This is a genomic window from Fontivita pretiosa, from assembly GCF_050410795.1.
Taxonomy (GTDB): domain Bacteria; phylum Planctomycetota; class Phycisphaerae; order Tepidisphaerales; family Tepidisphaeraceae; genus Fontivita; species Fontivita pretiosa.
In genome coordinates, this window is sequence record NZ_CP191258.1 from 5,138,312 (window position 1) to 5,159,441 (window position 21,130).

The window sequence follows — 21,130 nt, forward strand, 5'->3', positions numbered from 1 at the left end:
AAAAATTGACTGGATCGGTTGATTCCGGGTCGCTAAGCCAACCCCAGGAGACGAAAGTACGCCGCGGCAAAACAGCGGTCGGCGAGAGCGAACAGCCAGCGGTCGCGTGGCATCTGCGGGCCGGGGGCGCGCAAGCCCACGCTGACCAGCAGCGGCCGCTGCCACAGTTGGTTGATTCCGAACGCTGGCTCCAGACCGGTGTCGTGCAGCTCGCGGACCAGGTGCTGCTGAAACGACTTGAGCGTGATCAGGTCTGCCTCGAGATCAATCCCGCCGGCCAGAAGGCTGATCGCCAGGGTCTGCCCGTCGTGGCGGAGTGTGGCGATGCCGCTGCCGTTGGGATTGCAGGCGCGCCATCTGAAGTACAGCCCGCCATCGGAATTGGGCAGCGCAAGCTCAAACTGCTCAATGTAGCCATCGAGCTCCCGCGTGAAGGCCACGAGCAGGTCCTGGGCGCCTTCGATACATTGCAGTCGCGGGTAGTCGTAGTGGGTTGTGGACCGCAATTCGCCCTGAGGTGACAGATCGACGACGGTGAATCCGCGCATCGCCACACTGTTAGCAGGTCCGTGCGAATCCTGGCAATCGGAAATCTTTCCATTTTTTCGGCGCTGTCCCGGTGGCGGCGGGAATCTATAGTCGCTGCATTCTCTGCGCCTGGTTGTCCGCCCGCGAGTCGCTGGTTGTGACCCGGGTCGAGTGGAAGGTTTCGCAGGGCACGAGGGAGCCACCCATGCCGAATAAGACGATGGCGTCGCGCGTCACAAGAACCGCTACAACCGCTGGCAAGGGCGTCAAATCGCCACGCAGTGGCAACGGTCGATCTCAGACGCCAGCTCAAGCGCAGCAGGCCGATGCGCCTAAGTCGTCGGCCATGTCGTCCGCGCACGAGCGTGCAATGCACGCTTCGCGAGGGTCTGCAACGGCGATGCCAAGTCCGCCGCCGATCTTCAGCACGCTGCTGCCGGATCGCGCGCCAGCTCGCCAGCGTGAGCAGGAGCGGCCAGCCAACGGCAGGCATTTGGACAAGACCCAACTGCTGGAGGCGTTGCTGGCGTTCAAGAAGGGAGACTTTTCAGTTCGCCTGCCGATCGATCTGGATGGCGTGGACGGCAAGATCGCCGACGCGTTCAACGAAGTGATGGAGCAGTCGGATCGGATGGCCGGCGAGCTTCAGCGGCTCAGCCGCATGGTCGGCAAGGAAGGCAAGATCTCGCAGCGTGCCAACATTGGAGAAGTGACCGGATCCTGGAAGGACAAAGTGGACGCGGTGAACGCGCTGATCAGCGACCTGGTGCATCCGATCGCCGAAACCAGCCGCGTCATCGGCGCCGTCGCCAAGGGAGATCTGTCGCAGACGATGGCGCTGGAGGTAGAGGGCCGGCCGCTCGCCGGCGAGTTCCTCCGCACCGCCAAGACCGTCAACACAATGGTGGATCAGCTCGGCAGCTTCGCCTCGGAAGTGACGCGCGTGGCTCGCGAAGTGGGAACTGAAGGCAAGCTCGGCGGGCAGGCCAAGGTCAAGGGAGTGGCCGGGACCTGGAAGGACCTGACCGACTCCGTGAACAGCATGGCCGGGAACCTCACGGCGCAGGTGCGCAACATCGCCGCCGTCACCACCGCCGTCGCCAACGGCGATTTGTCCAAGAAGATCACGGTGGATGTCAAGGGCGAGATCCTGGAGCTGAAAAACACCATCAACACGATGGTGGATCAGCTTCGGTCCTTCGCGTCCGAAGTGACGCGGGTGGCCCGCGAGGTGGGCACCGAAGGCAAGCTCGGTGGGCAGGCGGAAGTGAAGGGCGTGGCTGGCACATGGAAGGACCTGACCGATTCGGTGAATTCGATGGCTGCCAACCTCACGTCTCAGGTGCGCAACATTGCCGCCGTCACAACCGCCGTCGCCAATGGCGACCTTTCCAAGAAGATCACCGTGGACGTGAAGGGCGAAATCCTGGAGCTGAAGACGACCATCAACACGATGGTGGACCAGCTCAACAGCTTTGCTTCGGAAGTGACGCGAGTGGCTCGCGAAGTGGGTACCGAAGGCCGGCTCGGTGGGCAGGCGGAAGTGAAGGGCGTGGCTGGCACATGGAAGGATCTGACGGACTCCGTGAACAGCATGGCCGGGAACCTCACGGCCCAGGTGCGCAACATCGCCGCCGTCACAACCGCCGTCGCCAAAGGCGACCTGACCAAGAAGATCACGGTGGACGTCAAGGGTGAGATCCTCGAGTTGAAGAACACGATCAACACGATGGTGGACCAGCTCAGCAGCTTCGCGGCGGAGGTAACGCGCGTGGCTCGCGAGGTGGGCACGGAAGGCAAACTGGGCGGGCAGGCGGATGTGCGCGGCGTCGCGGGGACCTGGAAGGACCTGACCGACAACGTGAACATGATGGCCGGCAACCTCACCTCGCAGGTCCGCAACATCGCCGACGTGACCAAGGCGGTCGCCAACGGCGACCTGTCGCGCAAGATCACTGTGGACGTCAAGGGCGAGATTCTGGAGCTGAAGAACACGGTTAACACGATGGTGGATCAGCTCAGCAGCTTCGCGGCGGAGGTGACCCGCGTGGCTCGCGAAGTGGGCACCGAAGGCAAACTGGGCGGGCAGGCTGAAGTGCGCGGCGTCGCCGGCGTGTGGAAAGACCTGACCGATTCGGTGAACTCGATGGCCTCCAACCTCACCGTGCAGCTTCGCGACGTGTCGAAGGTGGCGACGGCCATCGCCAACGGCGACCTGACGCAGAAGATCACCGTGGACGTGCGCGGGGAGATTCTTCAGATCAAGAACGTGATCAACACGATGGTGGATCAGCTCAGCTCGTTTGCGTCGGAAGTGACGCGCGTGGCGCGCGAGGTGGGCACCGAAGGTGAGCTGGGCGGCCAGGCGGATGTGAAGGGCGTGGCTGGCACATGGAAAGACCTGACGGACTCCGTGAACAGCATGGCCGGGAACCTCACGGCGCAGGTGCGCAACATCGCCGCCGTCACCACCGCCGTCGCCAATGGCGACCTGTCGAAAAAAATCACCGTGCCGGTGAAGGGCGAGATGCTCGAACTCAAGCAAACCATCAACACGATGGTGGACCAGCTCAACAGCTTTGCTTCGGAAGTGACGCGCGTGGCGCGCGAGGTGGGAACCGAAGGCAAGCTCGGTGGACAGGCGGAAGTCAAGGGCGTGGCTGGAACATGGAAAGACCTGACCGATTCGGTGAACTTCATGGCCGCCAACCTCACCTCGCAGGTGCGCAACATCGCGACGGTGACGACCGCCGTCGCCAACGGAGACCTTTCCAAAAAGATCACGGTGGACGTCCGCGGCGAGATCCTGGAGCTGAAGAACACCATCAACACGATGGTGGATCAGCTCAGCAGCTTCGCGGCGGAAGTCACGCGCGTGGCGCGCGAGGTGGGAACCGAAGGCAAACTGGGCGGCCAGGCTGAAGTGCGCGGCGTCTCGGGAACCTGGAAGGACCTGACTGACAACGTGAACTTCATGGCCGCGAATCTGACCAACCAGGTCCGCAACATCGCGGACGTGACCAAGGCGGTGGCGGCGGGCGACCTGTCCAAGAAGATCACGGTGGACGTGAAGGGGGAAATCCTGGAACTGAAGAACACCGTGAACACGATGGTGGATCAGCTTCGCGCGTTCGCCTCGGAAGTCACGCGCGTGGCCCGCGAGGTGGGCACGGAAGGAAAGCTCGGCGGGCAGGCGAACGTGCCGGGCGTCGCCGGAACCTGGAAAGACCTGACCGACAACGTGAACTTCATGGCGGCGAATCTGACCGACCAGGTCCGCAACATCGCGCAGGTGACCACGGCGGTGGCCAACGGCGACCTGACCAAAAAGATCACCGTGGACGTCAAAGGCGAGATCCTGGAGCTGAAGAACACCATCAACACGATGGTGGATCAGCTCAACAGCTTTGCTTCGGAAGTCACGCGCGTGGCCCGCGAGGTGGGCACGGAAGGAAAACTGGGCGGGCAGGCGGAGGTGCGAGGCGTCTCGGGCACCTGGAAAGACCTGACCGACAACGTGAACTTCATGGCCGACCGCCTGACCAACCAGGTGCGCGGCATCGCCAAGGTGGTGACGGCGGTGGCCAATGGCGACCTGAAGCGCAAGCTCACCGTGGACGCCAAGGGCGAGATCGCGGAGCTGGCCGACACGATCAACAGCATGATCGACACGCTGGCGACGTTCGCGGATCAGGTGACGACGGTGGCCCGCGAGGTGGGGGTCGAGGGCAAGCTCGGCGGGCAGGCCAGCGTGCCCGGCGCCGCGGGAACCTGGCGCGATCTGACCGACAACGTCAACCAGCTTGCGGCGAATCTCACGACGCAGGTACGCGCCATCGCCGAAGTCGCCACTGCGGTGACCAAGGGCGACCTGACACGCTCGATCACCGTCGAGGCGCAGGGCGAAGTCGCTGCCCTCAAGGACACCATCAACGAGATGATCCGCAACCTGCGCGACACCACCCAAAAGAACACCGAGCAGGACTGGCTCAAGACCAACCTGGCCAAGTTCAGCCGGATGCTCCAGGGGCAAAAGGACCTGCTGACGGTTGGCCGGCTGATCCTTTCGGAGCTGGCGCCGGTGGTCGGCGCCCAGCAGGGCGTGTTCTACATCGTGGACAACACGTCCAGGCCCGAAGAGCCGATGCTCAAGCTGCTGGCCAGCTACGCCTACAAGGAACGCAAGAACATCGACAACAAGTTCAAGCTTGGCGAGGGGCTTGTCGGCCAGTGCGCCCTGGAGAAGCAGAAGATCCTGCTCACGCACGTCCCGCCGGACTACATCAAGATCACATCCGGTCTTGGCGAGGCCAAGCCGCTGAACATCATCGTCCTGCCGATCGTGTTCGAGGGCCAGGTCAAGGCGGTGATGGAACTGGCCAGCTTCGACCGGTTCAGCCCGACGCATGAGACGTTCCTGGATCAGCTCACCGAGTCGATCGGAATCGTGCTGAACACGATCGAGGCCAACATGCGCACGGAGGATCTGCTCAAGCAGTCGCAGTCGCTGGCCCGCGAGCTTCAGAGCCAGCAGCAGGAACTCCAGCAGACCAACGCCGAGCTGGAGGAAAAGGCCAAGCTGCTGGCCGATCAGAATGTCGAAGTCGAGCGCAAGAACAAGGAAGTGGAGCAGGCCCGTCAGGCGCTGGAGGAAAAGGCCAAACAGCTCGCGCTGACAAGCAAGTACAAGAGCGAATTTCTGGCGAACATGAGCCACGAGCTTCGCACGCCGCTGAACTCGCTGCTGATTCTGTCGGATCAGCTCAGCAAGAACAGCGAGGGCAACCTCACGTCGCGGCAGGTTGAATTCGCCCGGACAATCCACTCCTCGGGCAACGACCTGTTGAACCTGATCAACGACATTCTGGATCTGAGCAAGATCGAGAGTGGAACGGTGATCGTGGACGTCGGGGAGATCGCGATGCGGGATCTTCGTGATTACGTGGATCGCACGTTCCGCCACGTGGCCGAAAGCAAACGGCTGGAGTTCAACCTTGATTTCAGCGGGAAGTTGCCGCGGGCGATTCACACCGACGCCAAGCGGCTTCAGCAGGTGCTGAAGAATCTGTTGTCCAATGCGTTCAAGTTCACCGAACGTGGCAGCGTGTCGCTGGAGGTGTTCGAGGCCGGCAGCGGATGGTCGCCGGATCATCCCGTGCTCAGTCGCGCTCGGGGCGTGATCGGGTTCACAGTGCGCGACACGGGGATCGGCATCCCGCCGGAGAAGCAGCAGATCATTTTCGAGGCGTTCCAGCAGGCGGACGGCTCGACCAGTCGCAAGTACGGCGGGACCGGGCTTGGGCTGGCGATCAGCCGCGAGATTGCCGGATTGCTGGGCGGGGAAATCCGCCTCAGCAGCACGCCGGGACAGGGCAGCGTCTTCACGCTGTATCTGCCGCTGCACTACACTTCGCCGCGACAGCCTCGCGGTGCGGCAAGGGCAGCGTCTCCCGCCGTGCCAGCCATGGACGCATCGACCGAAGCGCCATCGGCGACAGTGGCGGCGCCGGCCGCCTCGACCGGGCAGGCGACGCGCGACTCCAAAGGCGCATTCGATGACCTGATCGCCGCGGATCCGGCGGCCATGGTTGTGCCAACGGATGCGACGGCGGACATGGTCGAGGACGACGCGGCGTCCATCAAGCCGGACGATCAGAACGTACTGCTGGTCGTGGAGAATGACCCGCATTTCGCGCGGCTGCTGGTGGACATCGGGCGGGAAAGCGGCTTCCGTGTGGCCGTCGCCTCACGCGGATCGGCGGCGCTGCAACTGGCACGCAGGCTCGCCCCGGCCGCCATCACGCTGGACATCAACCTGCCCGACATCGATGGCTGGCGCATTCTCAACCGGCTCAAGGACGACCTGGCCACGCGCCACATCCCCGTGCAGATCATCACCACCGAGGAACAGTGCGAGCGCGGCTTGCGGATGGGCGCCGTGGGCGTGCTGGTCAAGCCGATCAAGACCAGACAGTCGCTGGATGAGACGTTTGAGCAGATCCGGGCGATGACTGCGCCGCACCGGCGGCGCGTCGTGGTCATCGACACCGATCCGGCCGAGCGCGACAAGCTCGCCGAACTGATCGCTGGCGACGACGTCGAGATCAGCCGGATCCCGCCCGCCGAGGCAATGACACTGCTTCGTGACGGCGATGGCGGCCAGCAGCGCCGGCGTGCGGACCTGATCGTCGTGGGGCTTGAATTGCCCGACCGCGCCCGTGGATTCGACCTGATCGATGAGCTGAAAGAAGACGCGGCGCTGCGGGAGATTCCGTTGATCGTCTGCTCCCGTGGCGAGCTGTCCAGAAAGGATGAACTGCATCTGAAGCGGCTGACGCAGACCAGTGTGCTCAAAGATGTTCGCTCGCGCGAGCGCCTGATCGATGAGGTGGCGCTGTTCCTGCATCGCAGGCTCGACAACATGCCTGAAACCGTCCGCGCGCACATCGAAAAGCTGCATCAGCCCGGTACCGTGCTGGCCGGCAAAAAGGTTCTGGTCGTCGATGACGACATCCGCAACATCTTCGCGATGACCAGTATCCTGGAACCGTACGGGATGCAGATCATTTCCGCGGAGACAGGTCGGGCGGCGATCGAGCACCTTCAGCGCACGGCGGACATCGACGTGGTGCTGATGGACATCATGATGCCCGATCTGGATGGCTTCGATACGATGCGGGCGATCCGAAAGCTCAGCCGGTTCCGAAGCCTGCCGATCATCGCGCTGACCGCCAAGGCAATGAAGGGGGACCGTGAAAAGTGCATCGAGGCAGGCGCCAGCGACTATATCTCCAAGCCCGTGGATACCGAACAGTTGCTGGCGCTTCTACGAGCGTGGTTGTATCGCTGAGAAAAGGCGGATGCGCAGGGCCGAAGACAGCAGACTTGGCCCGCGCCCTGAGCGGTTCGCTGTTGCATCTGCCATGACTGCCGGTGGATATGTCCGACGCACGAGCCAGCATTCTGATCGTCGATGACCGACCGGAGAAGCTTCTGGCGCTGGAAGCGGTGCTGGAGGATCTGGATCTGAACATCGTGCGCGCCTACAACGGTCGCGAGGCGCTGCGCCATGTGCTCAGCCACGAATTCGCCGTGATCCTGCTGGATGTGAACATGCCCGGGATGGACGGCTTCGAGACCGCCCAGCTCATCCGGCAGCGACAAAGCTCGGCCCACGTGCCGATCATCTTCCTGACTGCGATGAGCGACGAGATGCATGCGGCACGAGGATATGAGCTTGGGGCGGTGGATTACATTCTTACACCCGTGGTGCCGCAGGTCTTGCGATCCAAGGTTGCGGTCTTCGTGGATCTTTACCGCAAGACCGAGCAGGTGCAGCGTCAGGCCGAGCGCCTGCGGCAGCGTGCCGCGCAACTGCACCGACTGACCGGCGCGTCGCTGGCGATCAACTCGGCGCCCAGTGCCGAACAGATCGCCCGGATCGCCGCCCAGACCGCGCGCGACGTGATCGGCGCGCATCAGTCGCTGATCGTAGTGGCGCCGGGAGGGCATCCCTCGCATGCGGCGGCCTACGCGTGCTATTCGGAAAAGTACGCGACGTGGCGACCGACGGACCTTCAGTTGATCGGCACGCCGCTGCACGCGATGGTGTGCGGGCGTAATCAGCCGCTGCGGATGAGTCCGGCGGAGCTGGATGCGTATGCTCCGCTGCACGCGCAGGGCATCGCGGGCACCGGCGCCCCGCCGCTGCGCGGTCTGCTGGCCGTGCCGCTGACCACCCGCGACGGGCACAACATGGGGATGATCCTGCTGTCCGACAGGATCGACGGAGAGTTCAGCGGCGACGACGAGGCGATCCTGGTGCAGCTTTCCCAGCTTGCCTCCGTCGCTGTCGAAAACACGATCTTCGCTGAAGAGCGCGAGGCCAATCGTCTCAAGGACGAGTTTCTCTCGACGCTGTCGCATGAGCTTCGCACGCCACTGAACGCGATATCGGGCTGGGTGCAGCTCATGCGGATGGAAAACCTCCAGGACGATCTGGCCCATGGGTTGGAAGTCATCGAGCGCAACGTCAAGGCGCAGACCAAGTTGATCGAGGATCTGCTGGATGTTTCGCGGATCACCACGGGCAAGATGCGGCTGAGCACGCGCCCGATCACGCTCAAGCCGGTACTCCTGGCCGCCGCCGATGCCGTTCGTCCCTCCGTCGATGCCAAGCAGATCGCGCTGGCATTCGATCTGGATACGATCGAGCGGGAGGATGCAGCGGTCATCGGGGATCCGGATCGTCTTCAGCAGGTGTTCTGGAACCTGCTATCCAACGCGGCGAAGTTCACGCCGGTGGGCGGAAAGATCACCGTCCGCGGACAGCGCGATCCGCAAACCAATACTGTCTGGATCAGCGTCAGCGACAGCGGCGAAGGGATCGATCCGGCGTTCCTGCCATACGTGTTCGAGCGGTTCCGGCAGGCCGACAGCACCAGCGCCCGCAGGCACGGAGGGTTGGGAATCGGGCTGGCGATCGTGCGTCACATCGTGGAGCTGCATGGCGGGCAGGTGCAGGCCGACAGCGCCGGGCACGGCTGCGGGGCGACGTTTACGATCCGCTTGCCGCTGGCCAGCGTCGCATCGCCGCCGCGTCAGCAGCAGCGCCTGCAATCGCAGGAGCAGGGCATCGAGCCGCAAACGGAAACCCGACCCCTCAGGCGCTCGCGCCCGCGCGGCTCCGGGAAGCCGACGGTGCCCGGCCCGCGGCCGGCCGACCAATCGCCTCCGCCGGAGCGTGCTTCCGATCCGCCCGGGCCACAGGCACTGGCCGGATATCGGATTCTGGCAGTGGACGATGAGGCCGACGCGCGCGAGGTCCTGTCCGAGTTGCTCGGGCGCTTCGGCGGCACCATCGCCACCGCCGCCGACGTCGAGCAGGCCATGAGTATGATCCCGAGCTTTCGCCCGGACGTGATCCTGACGGACTTGGCGATGCCCGGTCTGGATGGTTACGCGTTACTCCAGCGCGTGCGCGGCTCTGGAAACGGGGTCGGTGATCTGCCGGTGGTGGCATTGACCGCCTACGCCCGCCCCGAGGACCGGGTCGATTCGCTTCGCGCCGGATTTGGGGCACATGTTGCCAAGCCGATCGATCCGGCCGAGCTGATCGAGGCGATTCGTCGTATCGCCCAAGCCCGTTCCACAACGCCGGCCGAGTCGCCCGCTTCCGATGCGGGCGTGCCGAGCGACCCGCCCAAGCCCAGCCCCCTGCGTCTGGGCGCCTGAGTGTTGGCGTCGAGTTGCCAGCCCATATCCGCTACAATGCCGTGCGTGCCAAGCGTACCTGTTCACATTCCCGGCAGCGCATCCTACGAGATCGTGGTCCGCCCCGGTCTGCTGGCCGAGGCGGGTATCGTGCTGCGCAAGCTCAATGGCTCGGGCAAGGCGTGCATCGTCACCGATTCGACCGTCGGGCCGTTATACCTGCCAGTGCTTGAGAGTTCACTGAAGCAGGCGGAGTTTCGTCCGGTGGTGGCGACGGTACCGGCCGGCGAGGAACACAAAACCATCCAGACCATCACCAGGATTTATGACGATCTGCTGCCGGCGCGGATCGATCGCCATACCCCGCTGATTGCGCTGGGAGGCGGGGTCGTGGGAGACATGGCGGGATTCGCGGCGGCAACGATCCTCCGCGGCGTGCCATTCGTGCAGATCCCCACGACGCTGCTGGCGATGGTGGATGCCAGCGTCGGCGGAAAGACCGGCGTCAACCACACCGTGGGCAAGAACCTCATCGGCGCGTTCCATCAGCCGATCGTCGTGCTGATCGATCCGCAGGTGCTGCGAACCCTGGCGCCGGAGGAGCTGCGCGGCGGATTGGCCGAGTGCATCAAACATGAAATCATCCGTGATGGCGATGGCTTTGAACGCCTGGAGCAGAACATCTCCCGAGCGTTGGCACTGGAGATGGACTACCTAAGCGAGCTGATCGCGCACAACGTGGCGATCAAGGCCAGGGTCGTCGAGGCCGACCCGCTGGAGCGGGGCCAGCGCGCTCACCTGAATTTCGGTCACACCTTCGGGCATGCGATCGAGCAGGTCTCCGGTTACAGCTATTCGCATGGTCAGAGCGTGGCGCTGGGGATGGTTGCCGCCAGCTTCACCGCCGCGAGGCTGGGGCTGCTGGACAGCCAGTCGCAGCGGCGGATCGTCTCACTGATCGAGCGGGCCGGCTTGCCCGTACGCGGTCTGAGACTCGATGTCGATGCCATCGTTGAGACGATGAGCTTCGACAAGAAGATCCGGAGTGGGTCGCTGCGATTTATTCTGCCGGATCGGATCGGGCATGTGGTGATCCGCGACGATGTGCCGCCGCCGATCGTCCGCGAGGCGATCCTGTCGCTGCGGTGAGGCTCCGGCCAGAGCGCCGATATGATCTCGACATCCCCGCAGCGGCGAATTACCCTTCGCCAACTCCATGGCGGATGAAAAGCCCAAGCCGGTGCCGATCGAGAAGTCCTTTCTGGTCCAGAAGTTCGCCAAGCTTCGCTTTGGCACGACCAGTGTGGTCGGCTACAGCGTGGCCGGCGAGGAAACGGTGGTCCAGATTCCGGAGCTCAACGTCTGCTTCGACATCGGACGGGCGCCGCACTTCTCGCTGACCAGCGACATCGTCTGCATTACCCACAGCCACATGGATCACCTGGCCGGGCTTGGGTACTACCTTTCGCAGCGTGCGTTTCAGGGGATGAAACCGGGAACGGTGATCGTCCCGCGGGAGATCGAGCGACCGGTGGATCAACTGCTGCGCTGCTGGCGGGAAGTCGAGCGGCAGGGAACGCCCTACACGCTGATCCCCATGTCCGCCGGGCAGCTCTACGAAGTACGCCGCGATTTCGGCATTCGGGCGCTTGCCACGCACCACGGCGGGCCGAGCCTGGGCTATGCCCTGATCAGCATCCGCGAAAAGCTCAAGCCCGAATACATGGGCAGGACCGGGCCGGAGCTGGCGCAGATGAGAAAACAGGGCGTTCAGATCCAGTACCGGCTGGAGGTTCCTCTGGTCGTGTTTCTGGGCGACACGACGATCGGCAGCGTCTTCGATCACCCCGACGTGCAGAACGCGCAGATCCTGATCACCGAGTGCACCTTCTTCGATTCGGATCACCGGGCCAAGGCCAAGGCCGGAAAGCACATGCACATGGAGCACCTTGCGGAGGTGCTGCCGAAACTGAACAACCGCTACATCATCATTTCGCACGTTTCGCGGCGGACGGGAATTCGCCGCGCCAGAAGCCTGCTGCGCAAGCGTATCGGGGCCGAGCAGATGCAACGGATCCATTTCCTGATGGACTTCGAAGGCGCGCGGGATGAAGGCGATGTCGAAAACGTCGGCCCCCCGCCCGCGGATACCAAAGAATAGCCGCCGCCCGGCGCGGGTCCGAGAATCCTTTTCAATCGAACCTGATCAGATAGCCGATAGCGTTCAGGTGATGCTGCGGCAGATTTTCAGAACGATTGTCGGGCAGATCCAATTGAATCGCGCACGATCGGCTGCCGCGCCGCGCGATAATTGCGCTCTCGAAATCGCCGAGCTGCTGCGGCGAAAGCCGGTAAACCTGGACACCCCGGAGATCCAGCGCTTCCTGGCGGGCAAGGTGGTGCTGGTGACCGGCGCCGGCGGATCCATCGGCTCGGAGATATGCCGACAGACGATGAAGTTCTGCCCGGGCAGGCTGATCCTGCTGGACCGCGCCGAAAACGCGCTGTTCGAGATCGACCGGGAACTGCGCGATCGCTGGGTCGGGGCCGAGATCGTGCCGGTCGTGGCTGATATCTGTGACGCGAACCGCATCGACCGCGTCTTCCGCGCCCTTCGGCCACAGGTCGTCTTCCACTGCGCAGCACACAAACACGTGCCGATGATGGAACTTCACCCCGGCGAGGCAGTGAAAAATAACGTCTTTGGCACGAAGATCGTCGCCGATGCGGCACTGGAGCACGGCGTTGGCGCATTCGTGATGGTCAGCACGGACAAGGCGGTCAACCCAACCAGCGTCATGGGAGCGACTAAGCGCATCGCGGAGCTGTATGTGCAGTCGCTGAACAGCGGCCAGCGGCCAGTGGTCGGCGCTCAGGGCCCGTCAACCGAGCAGCGGCCAGTGAGCCTTGAGCACCGTTGCCGCTTCGTCGCCGTGCGCTTTGGCAACGTCCTGGGATCCTCCGGGTCGGTTCTGCCGATCTTTCGCAGGCAGATCGAAGCCGGCGGGCCGGTCACAGTCACGCACCCGGACATGAAGCGATACTTCATGACCATCCCCGAGGCGTCGCAACTGGTGATGCAGGCCGGGGCCATCGGGCGCGGCGGGGAGATCTTCGTCCTGGACATGGGCCAGCCCGTGCGGATTCTGGATCTGGCAGTGGAAATGATCCGCAGGGCCGGACTTCGGCCGGGCAGGGACATCCAGATTCGCTTCACCGGCATGCGTCCAGGCGAAAAGCTTTACGAGGAGCTGGCCTGCGACGATGAGCAGACGGTTGCAACCTCGCACGGGAAGATTCGCATCTGGCAGCTTCCGCGGGCGTCGCGGCAACAGGTCGGGCGAATGCTTCAGCTTCTCCAGAGCGTGATCGACGCGCCTCGCGCGCAGGTGATCCAGACCCTGATGCACTGCGTGCCGGAATACAAACCCGCTGGCGGAGATATCTGCGACGCGGTTTTTTCCGCAGACGAAGCCGAACCGCTGCAAACCGACGATCAGGCCTCACAGCTTCGGGTTCTGGCGCGGCTCAGTGCCTCCCGCGCGGCCTGACCGCTGACGAACCGCACGTCAATGGAATCCGCAGAACGGGGCTACGTTTCTCCCGGTAAAGCTGCCAGGCTTTCGGGCAAAATCTGTGGAGTGAAATTTCCCTTGACCAGCCGCGTGGGCGATTCGACAGTGGGATTTCCGGTCGGAGGCGGTCATGGGTCATATCTTGCGCCTGGTCGTTGTCATCGCGTGCTGCCTTGAAGGGCTGTGGCTCGCCGAATTGAGCTGGGCCGCGACGGATCCCGCGACGCGCCCCGCCGCCGCGCGGCGCGTCACGGCGCGCTGGTACGGGCAGATGTCCGGCACGCATCAGACGTACGCCAGCCGTGAGCCGGGCTCGCTGGGGCTGTCGATGTCCAAGCCCAATATGCAGCAGCAGACCGAGGCTCGCGTGGTGATTCGCGAGGAAGTGGACGACCTGACCGGCGCGCGACACGCCGTGGTCGAGAGCCTGGCCTGGAGCAGCTCCGTCGGAGATCTGTATTACCTGAACAAGGACGGTTCGCGCGTGCGGGCCGGTGGTGGAGGAAGCGGCTCGGGAAGCTACGACGAGCATGAGCTGCTCGGTGAGTCGGTTGAACCCAACCCCGAGCAGTTGACCGATGCGCGGCAACGCGTCGAGCAAGCCCAGCAGAGCCTCGAGCAGGCCCGGCGCGAGTATGAGAAAGCTCAGCAGGAGGCGCGCGCCCACGGTGTGGATCCCGCGGCCGCCGCGCTTCAGGGTCCGGAAAAGGAGCTGATCGAGTCGCTGCGGTCGTATCGGGCGATGCAGACGCGACCGGGCGCCACGGACGAGCAGATCCAGGCGGCGCAGCATCGTGTCGAGCGCGCACAAGAACAGTATCGAATTCGCCTCGACGAACAGCAGAAACAAATCGAACAAGCCTATACCCGCAAACTCCAGCCGCTGGTCGCCAAGCTCCAGGACACGAAGCTGAGCGAGGACGAACGTCGCAAAGCCGGCGAAGAGCTGAGCCGCCTCAGCGAGCAGCTTGCGCGCGAATCGCAGAAGATCTCCGCCGCCAGCGAGGAGTTGAGCCACATTCAGGAGCTGGATGGGCTCGCGCAGGAACTGGCCGCCGCCGAGCGGTATCTGCATATCGCACAGCACGATCTGGAAGAGTTGCTGAACCGTCGGGTGTCGCGCGCTTCGGCGGATGCGGACGTGGAATACGATCGGGCCTTGCGGCAATGGCGCGCGAGCCTGAACTTCGGTGTCGAGGATAAGCGACTGCTCGAGTTCGAAGCCGACGTGATCCCGCTGAAGCTCGTGGGGTTCAAAACGGTGCTTCGCGATCAGTATGAGCCGACCACGATGGTGGCGTCGGCGACGCGCCACCGGGGATTGTCATTTTCCGAGCCGGCGGACTTCGCGGAAGAGAACAACATCGTCCTGTCCAGCAACGAGCAATACGAGGGCGGAAGCCCCGGGCTGATCGGCGGCGGCAAAGGCCGTTCGCAGGCGACGTTCCGGCGGGTGCCGATCGAGCAGCAGCTTCTCGTGCAGGGGACGGTGTTGCACCGCATCCGAATCCCCAGGGATGAAAGGGATCTGAATCTGGTTCGCCACGAGGCGCCGGGCTCTGCCGCGCCTGGCTCCCCCGCCGCCGCAGGGTCGTTGGAGGGCGCGCTGCCCGTTGCGGGAAAGGTCAAGGTCGAAGCGTGGCTGCTCGATGGAAACGGGGACTCACCCGCGTCGAACATCCCGCCCGACATCACGGTCTACACTCAGGAAAACGACGCAGAGTTTTCGCTGGCGGTGCCGGCCGATCGGAATAAGTGGCTGTTTTTGCGATTCACATATCACAACAAGGAAGCACAGTTGTGGGAGACCAACGAGCTGGGCATCGAGATCGAGCGGATCCTCTCGGCCGTTGGTTCAGATGCGCAGGGCAATGCTCCTCTGGACGATATCGTGCGCCGCTCGACGGCGTACTTCCGATATGGCAAGGCGCCGATGGAGTATCCGTTGGGCAGCGAGCGGCGCGGCGCCAGTGTCCGCCGCGAGGGCAGCACAACCACCCTTCGCTTCGTTGGCTTCAACTCCATCCTCATCAACAGCTTCATCCTCAAGACGCCCTACCTCAATCAGAACCGCCATCCCTTCGAGATCAGGGCCAAAGTGCCTGCGGCGAAGCTGCTGGCGGCGCGTCCGGCGCACATCTCTGAGGCGACGGTGCGCGCGCGGATGCAACTGCCCGCCAGCGGCCCGGCTCCTGACGAAACCGAAATCGAGGTCCCCATCCGCGGCTCGGTCCTGTGTTTCCCGACCAGCGTGGCGATGAGCCTGGCTGGAGTCGGGCTGTTCGACATTCCCGACGGCGCCCAACACAGCGATCACGTCGCCAGAATCGCCAGCGAGATCTACGAGCACTATCGCACGCAATACTCGAAGATGCCGGAAATGTTCCCCTTCCCAACAGATCCGGCGATCATCGACCAGATCGCCCAGGAGAGCTCCGTCCCTCCGCCGTACTATCTGCTGGGCGCCAACCTGATGTTCTGGGCGAATTGGACGGCGATGGGCGCGGTCTATGGGCATTGGCCGTTCGTCTCGGGCACTCAGCAGTCGATGGAATGGCTCATCAGTCTGAAGCATCCGACCGCGAAGCTGAACCTGACGCTATACGGTCGCGACGGAACGAAGCACGCGCTCTCGCCGGATACCGAGAACTACCGCCCCTGGCAGTGGGCTTGGATCACCGATTCGTACGTCCGCAAGACCTACGGCAGCGAGGCGTTCACGTATGACAAACCGAGCGAACCGTACAACGTGTTCGCCACCGATTCGGCAAAACTGATCAATGTCCTTGGCCATGGGTGGGGATCGGTGGTGAGCATCAGCCATCGCTCAAGCACGGGCCAGCGCGGCGGGCACCTGATCACACTGGTCGGGCTGATCACCGACTGCTCCGGGAAGGTCGTGCGATGGATCTTCCATGATCCGTATGGCGACCAGAGCCGCAACCCCGGTATCCCTGGCTATTACGACCCGGCCAAAAACCCCGCCAACTACGATCAGGATCCGCCCCAGATGCAGGGCGAGCCAGCAACCTGGGGGCGATATGCCCCCTATGGCCCGGAGATCAATTCGTGGAATGGCCGAATGGAAGGCCGCTTCTGGGAGATCTTCAAACCCACGCAGCCCGAGACCGTTTCGACGATGCGCAAACGCCTGCTGCCCAGCCAGCCCAGCCCGCGCCTGCCAGGAACCTAGGCGGCGTGCGTCTCGACGTTGCGGCTGTTCATCGCAGCGACGTTCGCCGGCACCCGGCCGCCAGCAGTGCGCCACCGAGCAGTGCAAACGCGGTCGGCTCCGGGATAATCGCCAGGTAGATGTCGCTGTCGTTCAGCTCTCCGCCCGGCCCCTGCCACACAACCGTATCGCCGCTGATTCGAGGCTGGATGCCTGCTCCGAGAGAGTGCGTTTCGCCCAGGGCGATATCGTAGTAGTAGACTCCGCCTTCGCCTTCCCAGACGGCATGCATCCCGTCGAGATCGACGTTTTGCACCTCCGTTCCGGGGAGCACCTGGAGATTCGAGCTGGCGATGTTAAACAGGAAGGGCCTGTTGGTACCGTCCTGAGGCCGCCGGCCGGTGATGACGGCGTGCGTGTCGGTGACTTCGATCTCACTCACGTAGCTTAGTGGGAGCTGAATGGTTTGCCCGGACACCAGGTCGCGGAGATAGCCCAGAGAAACGCCATTTCCGGCTGTGTAGGCAAAGTACCGTTCGGAAAAGCTCGCGTCGAAGCGGAAGTAGTCGGTGATCACCCGGTCCTGTCCGCCGCCGTACAGATGAAGTCTCGTGTAACTACTGGGGCTGGCCGGCAACGGCGTGATGTATGCCGCCCATTGGTCACTCGCAATCCATCCCGACGCTGGATAAGCGGGCATGGTGCGCTGGGTAATCTGGCCTGTCGCGGGACTGTATTGCTTCCAGCTCAATGATTGCGGCGTCCAACTGAACCAGTTCAGGTAGTTCCTGGAGGCCGCTGGAAAACTGTTGTCCGCCGTGTCGTCCGTCAGAAGGGACAGGCCGCTGTCATTGAACAACACGATATCGCGGCCGGGGTCGTTGTACCTCAGGCATCCCCAACTGACGTAGGTGTCACTGATCCCGGTAACAGAGTGGTATGTGTAGTCCAACCCCGAAGAGCTGATGTTGGCGAAGGACGAGGTCGATCGATCATAGATAACGACCCTCTGCGTGTCATAAGAGCTGGTGGTGCGAGGCCCCAGGGTCCAGGCAACATATCGGTTGGAGACAATGGGACTCTGATCGATGCCGACGTTCGGAAGCTTCGTAACGAAAGGCACGCTCGTGCCGGCAACGCTGATGCCTGCCGAGCGTATCGCGACAATACAAATCAGCGAAACCAGGGCGACGGCCCGGACGCCCCTCCCCGGCGCGCAGAACCGCGGGCAAAGCGAAAGACTTTTGCGAAGGACTCGGCCCCGGCTTGTCCGATCGCTCCAGCCGGGACGTTGCCCCGCCGCCAAAAGCGCGCGGTCGCGCTGAGACTTGTTGCGGCTCATGGATTTTCTCCCACACCAACTCAGTTGTTCCGAAGCCGTAAGACGGCTGACGAAGTTCGATGGGGCCAACTCCGGGATGTGTCTTGCATGATACCGAACGTTAACGCCCGCGTACAAGTCTATTCTATGTCCCACGGCGGGAAGGACATTTCAGCATGCAGCGTGGGCTTGTGCCGGTCATGAGCTTCTTCCCGGCAGGCAAGAGCGCGCCCCGCTGTCCCATAATCCTAAAGTTTGCAGCAGCATCTGTCCGATGAGCCATGAGTCACGCGCGGAACTGTCAGCACCCGCGGATAGATCAATGGCCAAGGAAGGCTGGATCATGCGCACCATTTCCATCATCAATCAGAAAGGCGGATGCGGGAAGACGACCACGAGCATCAACCTGGCCGCCTGTCTGGCTCGACTGGGACATCGCACGCTTCTCGTGGACATGGACCCGCAGGGACACTGCGGCGTGGGCCTGGCGGTGCCGGAGGATCAGATTGAGCGCAGCGTGTACGACACGTTGATCGAGGAGAGCGACGGTCGGGTCGCGAAGATGAACGAGATCATCTGGCAGATCTCCTCGGATTTCGATCTGGCGCCGTCGAACATCAGGCTGGCGGCGTTCGAGCAGATTTTCGCCGGGCGCCCGGGGCGGGAAGATCGCCTCAGCCGCGCGCTGGATGCGGTTCGCAACAACTACCAGTGGTGCATCATCGACTGCCCGCCGAGCGTCGGGCTGCTCACGTTCAACGCGCTTAAGGCGTGTGATGAGGTGATCGTGCCGGTGGAGACCGGCTTTTTCAGCCTGCACGGGCTGACAAAGATGATGGAGACGCTGGAGGTGTTGCGTGAGCGATGCGGCAAGGAGATTCTGATCCGCGTTCTGCCCACGCTGTACGACACGCGCACCAAACTGGCCCGGGAGGTCCTCTCCGAGCTGCGGGCGAAGTTCCGTGAGTACCTGATGGAAAGCACGGTGAACTTCAACACCAAGCTCAAGGAGGCCGCCAGTTTCGGCCAGCCGATCACCGAGTACGATCCTGGCAGCCGGGGGTACAAGGATTTCGTGAATCTGGCGCGCGAGCTGATGGGGTATCGTCCCAGCCAGGTCGAGCCGCCCGCGGCGCAGGCGTTGTCGCGTCCGGCGGAGCTGGTGCAGCGGGCCAAGCAGCTTGCGCAGCTCACGAATTTCCAGTTCGGCCGGGGCACGGTGGCGACGGCGCCGGCGACACAACAGACACAGACTGCGGAACCGGCACGCCAGACGGACCTGGCGGGCAACGGCGCCGGCGGCAACGGGCAGCATCAGCCGCGCATCGAGATCCCGCCGGCCACTCAGCAGCCGCAGGCCAAGTCCACCGCGCAGAAGATCGAAGAGTTCTACGGGGTCAAGCAGATCGGCCACGAGGTCGTCTTCGCCGCCAGGTTCGAGGATGCCCGCAAGGTGCAACTGGCCGGCGACTTCAACGGGTGGTCTCCGCTGTCCACGCCGATGATCTGCGACCGCCCGGGCGTGTGGCGAATGAGCCTGCCGCTTCCCCCGGGCCGATACCGTTACCGCTTCGTCGTGGACGGAAAATGGGTCACTGATCCGAACAACCAGTACGTCGAAGCCAACCAGTTCGGCGAACTGAACAATGTGATCGAAGTGGACTGAAGGGAGATTGCCGATGGGCGGCTGTCGATTGCCAGGCTGAAGCGAGATGCTTCAGAGTTCAACTCGGCGATCGGCAGCCGGCAGTCGGCAATTGAATTTGATGCCCGATCAACCGCAGCAATCGCAGGCGTCCCGCAATCTCAGCGAGATCAGCCACCTGTTCCTCAGCGGTGTGCGGCAGCGCGCCGGACACGGGGCGCCGCAGCCGGTGCGAACGCCTCCTTCGGCGGCGCAGTCCCGACCGCGAACTGACCTGACCGTCGATCTGACCCCCGAGGAGTTCGCGCATGTTTTCGGCGATCAGCTTCCGGCCGGGCAGCCGGTCGCTTGCGGCGCCACCGATTCGTCGGACAGCGCCGCCAGGGGCGGGCCTTCGATCGGCCCGGTGCGAGCAGTCCTGGCTTCGCACCTGGGCGTTCGACAACTGGCTCGCGTGCAGGAGTACGCCGCCAGCCTCTGCGCCGACGGCCAGCGCGTCGGGCTGATCGCCGTCGATTCATGCGAGTTTCGCCTGTCGATCTTCGAGCGTGCACCACAGCCGTTGGCGGCACATCCCGCTGCCCAAGCCCATGAGACGGATGTCCTGGATGCGAGACTGATGCGCGAGTCGCTGGAGGAGCTGGCCTGGGACGTGGATCGCTGGCTGCTTCTGCTGCCCAATCCGCGCGCCCCCGAAGCACGGTCGCTGCTGCGCGACGTGAACTCCTGGACGCTTTTGACCACCTGCGATCATGACGGCATCGTCGCCTGCTACCGGACGCTCAAGGGGCTGGCCGACCTGCACCGCCCGCGGCTTTCCATCGCGGCTTTGGATGCCGGTCATGGCCCCGAAGCAGCGACGGCGGCACAACAGGCCTACCAGCGGCTGTCCAGCGTGTGTCGGCAGTTTCTGGACTGGCCGGTGAAGGCAGAGCCTGCGGTCTGGCCGGCCAGCGATGTCGTCGAGCATGTGGTGCTGTGGTGTTCGGCCACGCGCGACAAGGCACAACTGGCGGAGGCGCCGCAATGGCAGGTCGTCGCGGATTTTCTGGCCAAGGCCAGACAATCTCCCCGGGCCGTCGAGCCGCTGCCCGCGTCCGGCGCGGTCAGTGCCGCCGCGGAGTCTGGGCCGGATACCGCACAGAACGGCGATGCCCGGCCTGCCACCGCCAGCGAGCCGGCGATGCGGATCAGCGAAACCGATGCGCATTCAAGCGGCGTTGAACAAGCAGCTCATCGGGTTGACGAGGTGATCGACCTGCCCGACGCGCAGGCGTGCCCCGCAGCCATCGTCGCGGCGGTGCTGCGGGGCGGACATGAGCTGGTCGAATGTCCCGTCAAGCCGCCGATGTGTCCGGACGCAAGCCTGGCCGTCTCGCGCGACCGGTGCCTGGTGCTGGTGGCGGTGGCTCGCCAGGGGCTCAGCGACCTGCGGCTGATCGGCCGGGCGTATCAATGGCTGATCGAGAATCGTGCACTGATCAGCATGGCCGTGCCGCAGTTCGCCATCGACGCACACCGGCTTCCGCGACTGCACCTGCTGGTTGATCACGCCGACATGTCCGCCGCTGTCCTCCAGCCCATTTTGCACGCCCCCAGTGTCACCGTGCACGCCTATCGCAAGCTCCGTTGGGGTGGCAAAACCGGCCTGCTGCTGGAGGCCGCCTGAATCTCCC

General features: G+C 63.7%; 10 protein-coding genes. 8 read left to right on the forward strand and 2 right to left on the reverse strand.

What is annotated here, in order from left to right; genetic code table 11:
- Window positions 1-32: 32 nt before the first annotated feature.
- Window positions 33-548, reverse strand: a complete 516-nt coding sequence (locus ACQS5P_RS20900) for a hypothetical protein (RefSeq protein WP_428938557.1) — start codon at window positions 546-548, stop codon at window positions 33-35.
- Between the two features lie 380 nt (window positions 549-928).
- On the opposite strand from ACQS5P_RS20900, the gene ACQS5P_RS20905 reads away from it, so the two are divergent.
- The 6 genes from ACQS5P_RS20905 to ACQS5P_RS20930 all read left to right on the forward strand — a co-directional run bounded on the left by ACQS5P_RS20905 (window position 929) and on the right by ACQS5P_RS20930 (window position 16,509).
- Window positions 929-7,378 (forward strand): HAMP domain-containing protein, encoded by a 6,450-nt coding sequence (locus tag ACQS5P_RS20905; RefSeq protein WP_428938558.1) that lies wholly within the window; start codon window positions 929-931, stop codon window positions 7,376-7,378.
- Between the two features lie 89 nt (window positions 7,379-7,467).
- The gene (locus tag ACQS5P_RS20910) at window positions 7,468-9,762 is read left to right on the forward strand and encodes an ATP-binding response regulator (protein WP_428938559.1); all 2,295 of its coding nucleotides are present in this window, start codon (window positions 7,468-7,470) and stop codon (window positions 9,760-9,762) included.
- A gap of 45 nt (window positions 9,763-9,807) precedes the next feature.
- On the forward strand, window positions 9,808-10,890 hold the full coding sequence (gene aroB, locus ACQS5P_RS20915; protein WP_428938560.1) for a 3-dehydroquinate synthase: 1,083 nt from the start codon (window positions 9,808-9,810) through the stop codon (window positions 10,888-10,890).
- 67 nt (window positions 10,891-10,957) lie between these two features.
- Complete coding sequence (locus tag ACQS5P_RS20920; RefSeq protein WP_428938561.1) at window positions 10,958-11,902, forward strand: MBL fold metallo-hydrolase; 945 nt, start codon at window positions 10,958-10,960, stop codon at window positions 11,900-11,902.
- A 70-nt stretch (window positions 11,903-11,972) separates the two neighbouring features.
- Window positions 11,973-13,292 carry a UDP-N-acetylglucosamine 4,6-dehydratase family protein gene (locus ACQS5P_RS20925; RefSeq protein WP_428938562.1) on the forward strand — a complete coding sequence of 440 codons (1,320 nt, stop codon included), beginning with the start codon at window positions 11,973-11,975 and terminating at the stop codon, window positions 13,290-13,292.
- Between the two features lie 154 nt (window positions 13,293-13,446).
- Window positions 13,447-16,509, forward strand: coding sequence for a hypothetical protein (locus tag ACQS5P_RS20930; RefSeq protein ID WP_428938563.1), 3,063 nt, complete (start codon window positions 13,447-13,449; stop codon window positions 16,507-16,509).
- Window positions 16,510-16,537: 28 nt separating this feature from the next.
- Here the strand turns inward: ACQS5P_RS20930 and ACQS5P_RS20935 are convergent, their stop codons facing one another.
- The gene (locus tag ACQS5P_RS20935; RefSeq protein WP_428938564.1) at window positions 16,538-17,611 is read right to left on the reverse strand and encodes a hypothetical protein; all 1,074 of its coding nucleotides are present in this window, start codon (window positions 17,609-17,611) and stop codon (window positions 16,538-16,540) included.
- 541 nt (window positions 17,612-18,152) lie between these two features.
- Between ACQS5P_RS20935 and ACQS5P_RS20940 the strand changes: the two genes are divergently transcribed.
- Together ACQS5P_RS20940 and ACQS5P_RS20945 are read left to right on the forward strand one after the other, a co-directional pair.
- On the forward strand, window positions 18,153-19,475 hold the full coding sequence (locus ACQS5P_RS20940) for an AAA family ATPase (protein ID WP_428938565.1): 1,323 nt from the start codon (window positions 18,153-18,155) through the stop codon (window positions 19,473-19,475).
- 100 nt (window positions 19,476-19,575) lie between these two features.
- Window positions 19,576-21,123 (forward strand): hypothetical protein, encoded by a 1,548-nt coding sequence (locus ACQS5P_RS20945; RefSeq protein WP_428938566.1) that lies wholly within the window; start codon window positions 19,576-19,578, stop codon window positions 21,121-21,123.
- Window positions 21,124-21,130: the final 7 nt, after the last annotated feature.

What these genes read in the sequence shown, in the direction of transcription:
- ACQS5P_RS20910 (WP_428938559.1), top strand. Translation starts at nt 7,468, where the DNA reads ATGTCCGACGCACGAGCCAGCATTCTGATCGTCGATGACCGACCGGAG.
- ACQS5P_RS20945 (WP_428938566.1), top strand. Translation starts at nt 19,576, where the DNA reads ATGCCCGATCAACCGCAGCAATCGCAGGCGTCCCGCAATCTCAGCGAG.
- ACQS5P_RS20930 (WP_428938563.1), top strand. Translation starts at nt 13,447, where the DNA reads ATGGGTCATATCTTGCGCCTGGTCGTTGTCATCGCGTGCTGCCTTGAA.
- ACQS5P_RS20905 (WP_428938558.1), top strand. Translation starts at nt 929, where the DNA reads ATGCCAAGTCCGCCGCCGATCTTCAGCACGCTGCTGCCGGATCGCGCG.
- ACQS5P_RS20900 (WP_428938557.1), bottom strand. Translation starts at nt 548, where the DNA reads ATGCGCGGATTCACCGTCGTCGATCTGTCACCTCAGGGCGAATTGCGG.
- ACQS5P_RS20940 (WP_428938565.1), top strand. Translation starts at nt 18,153, where the DNA reads ATGCGCACCATTTCCATCATCAATCAGAAAGGCGGATGCGGGAAGACG.
- ACQS5P_RS20925 (WP_428938562.1), top strand. Translation starts at nt 11,973, where the DNA reads ATGCTGCGGCAGATTTTCAGAACGATTGTCGGGCAGATCCAATTGAAT.
- ACQS5P_RS20920 (WP_428938561.1), top strand. Translation starts at nt 10,958, where the DNA reads ATGGCGGATGAAAAGCCCAAGCCGGTGCCGATCGAGAAGTCCTTTCTG.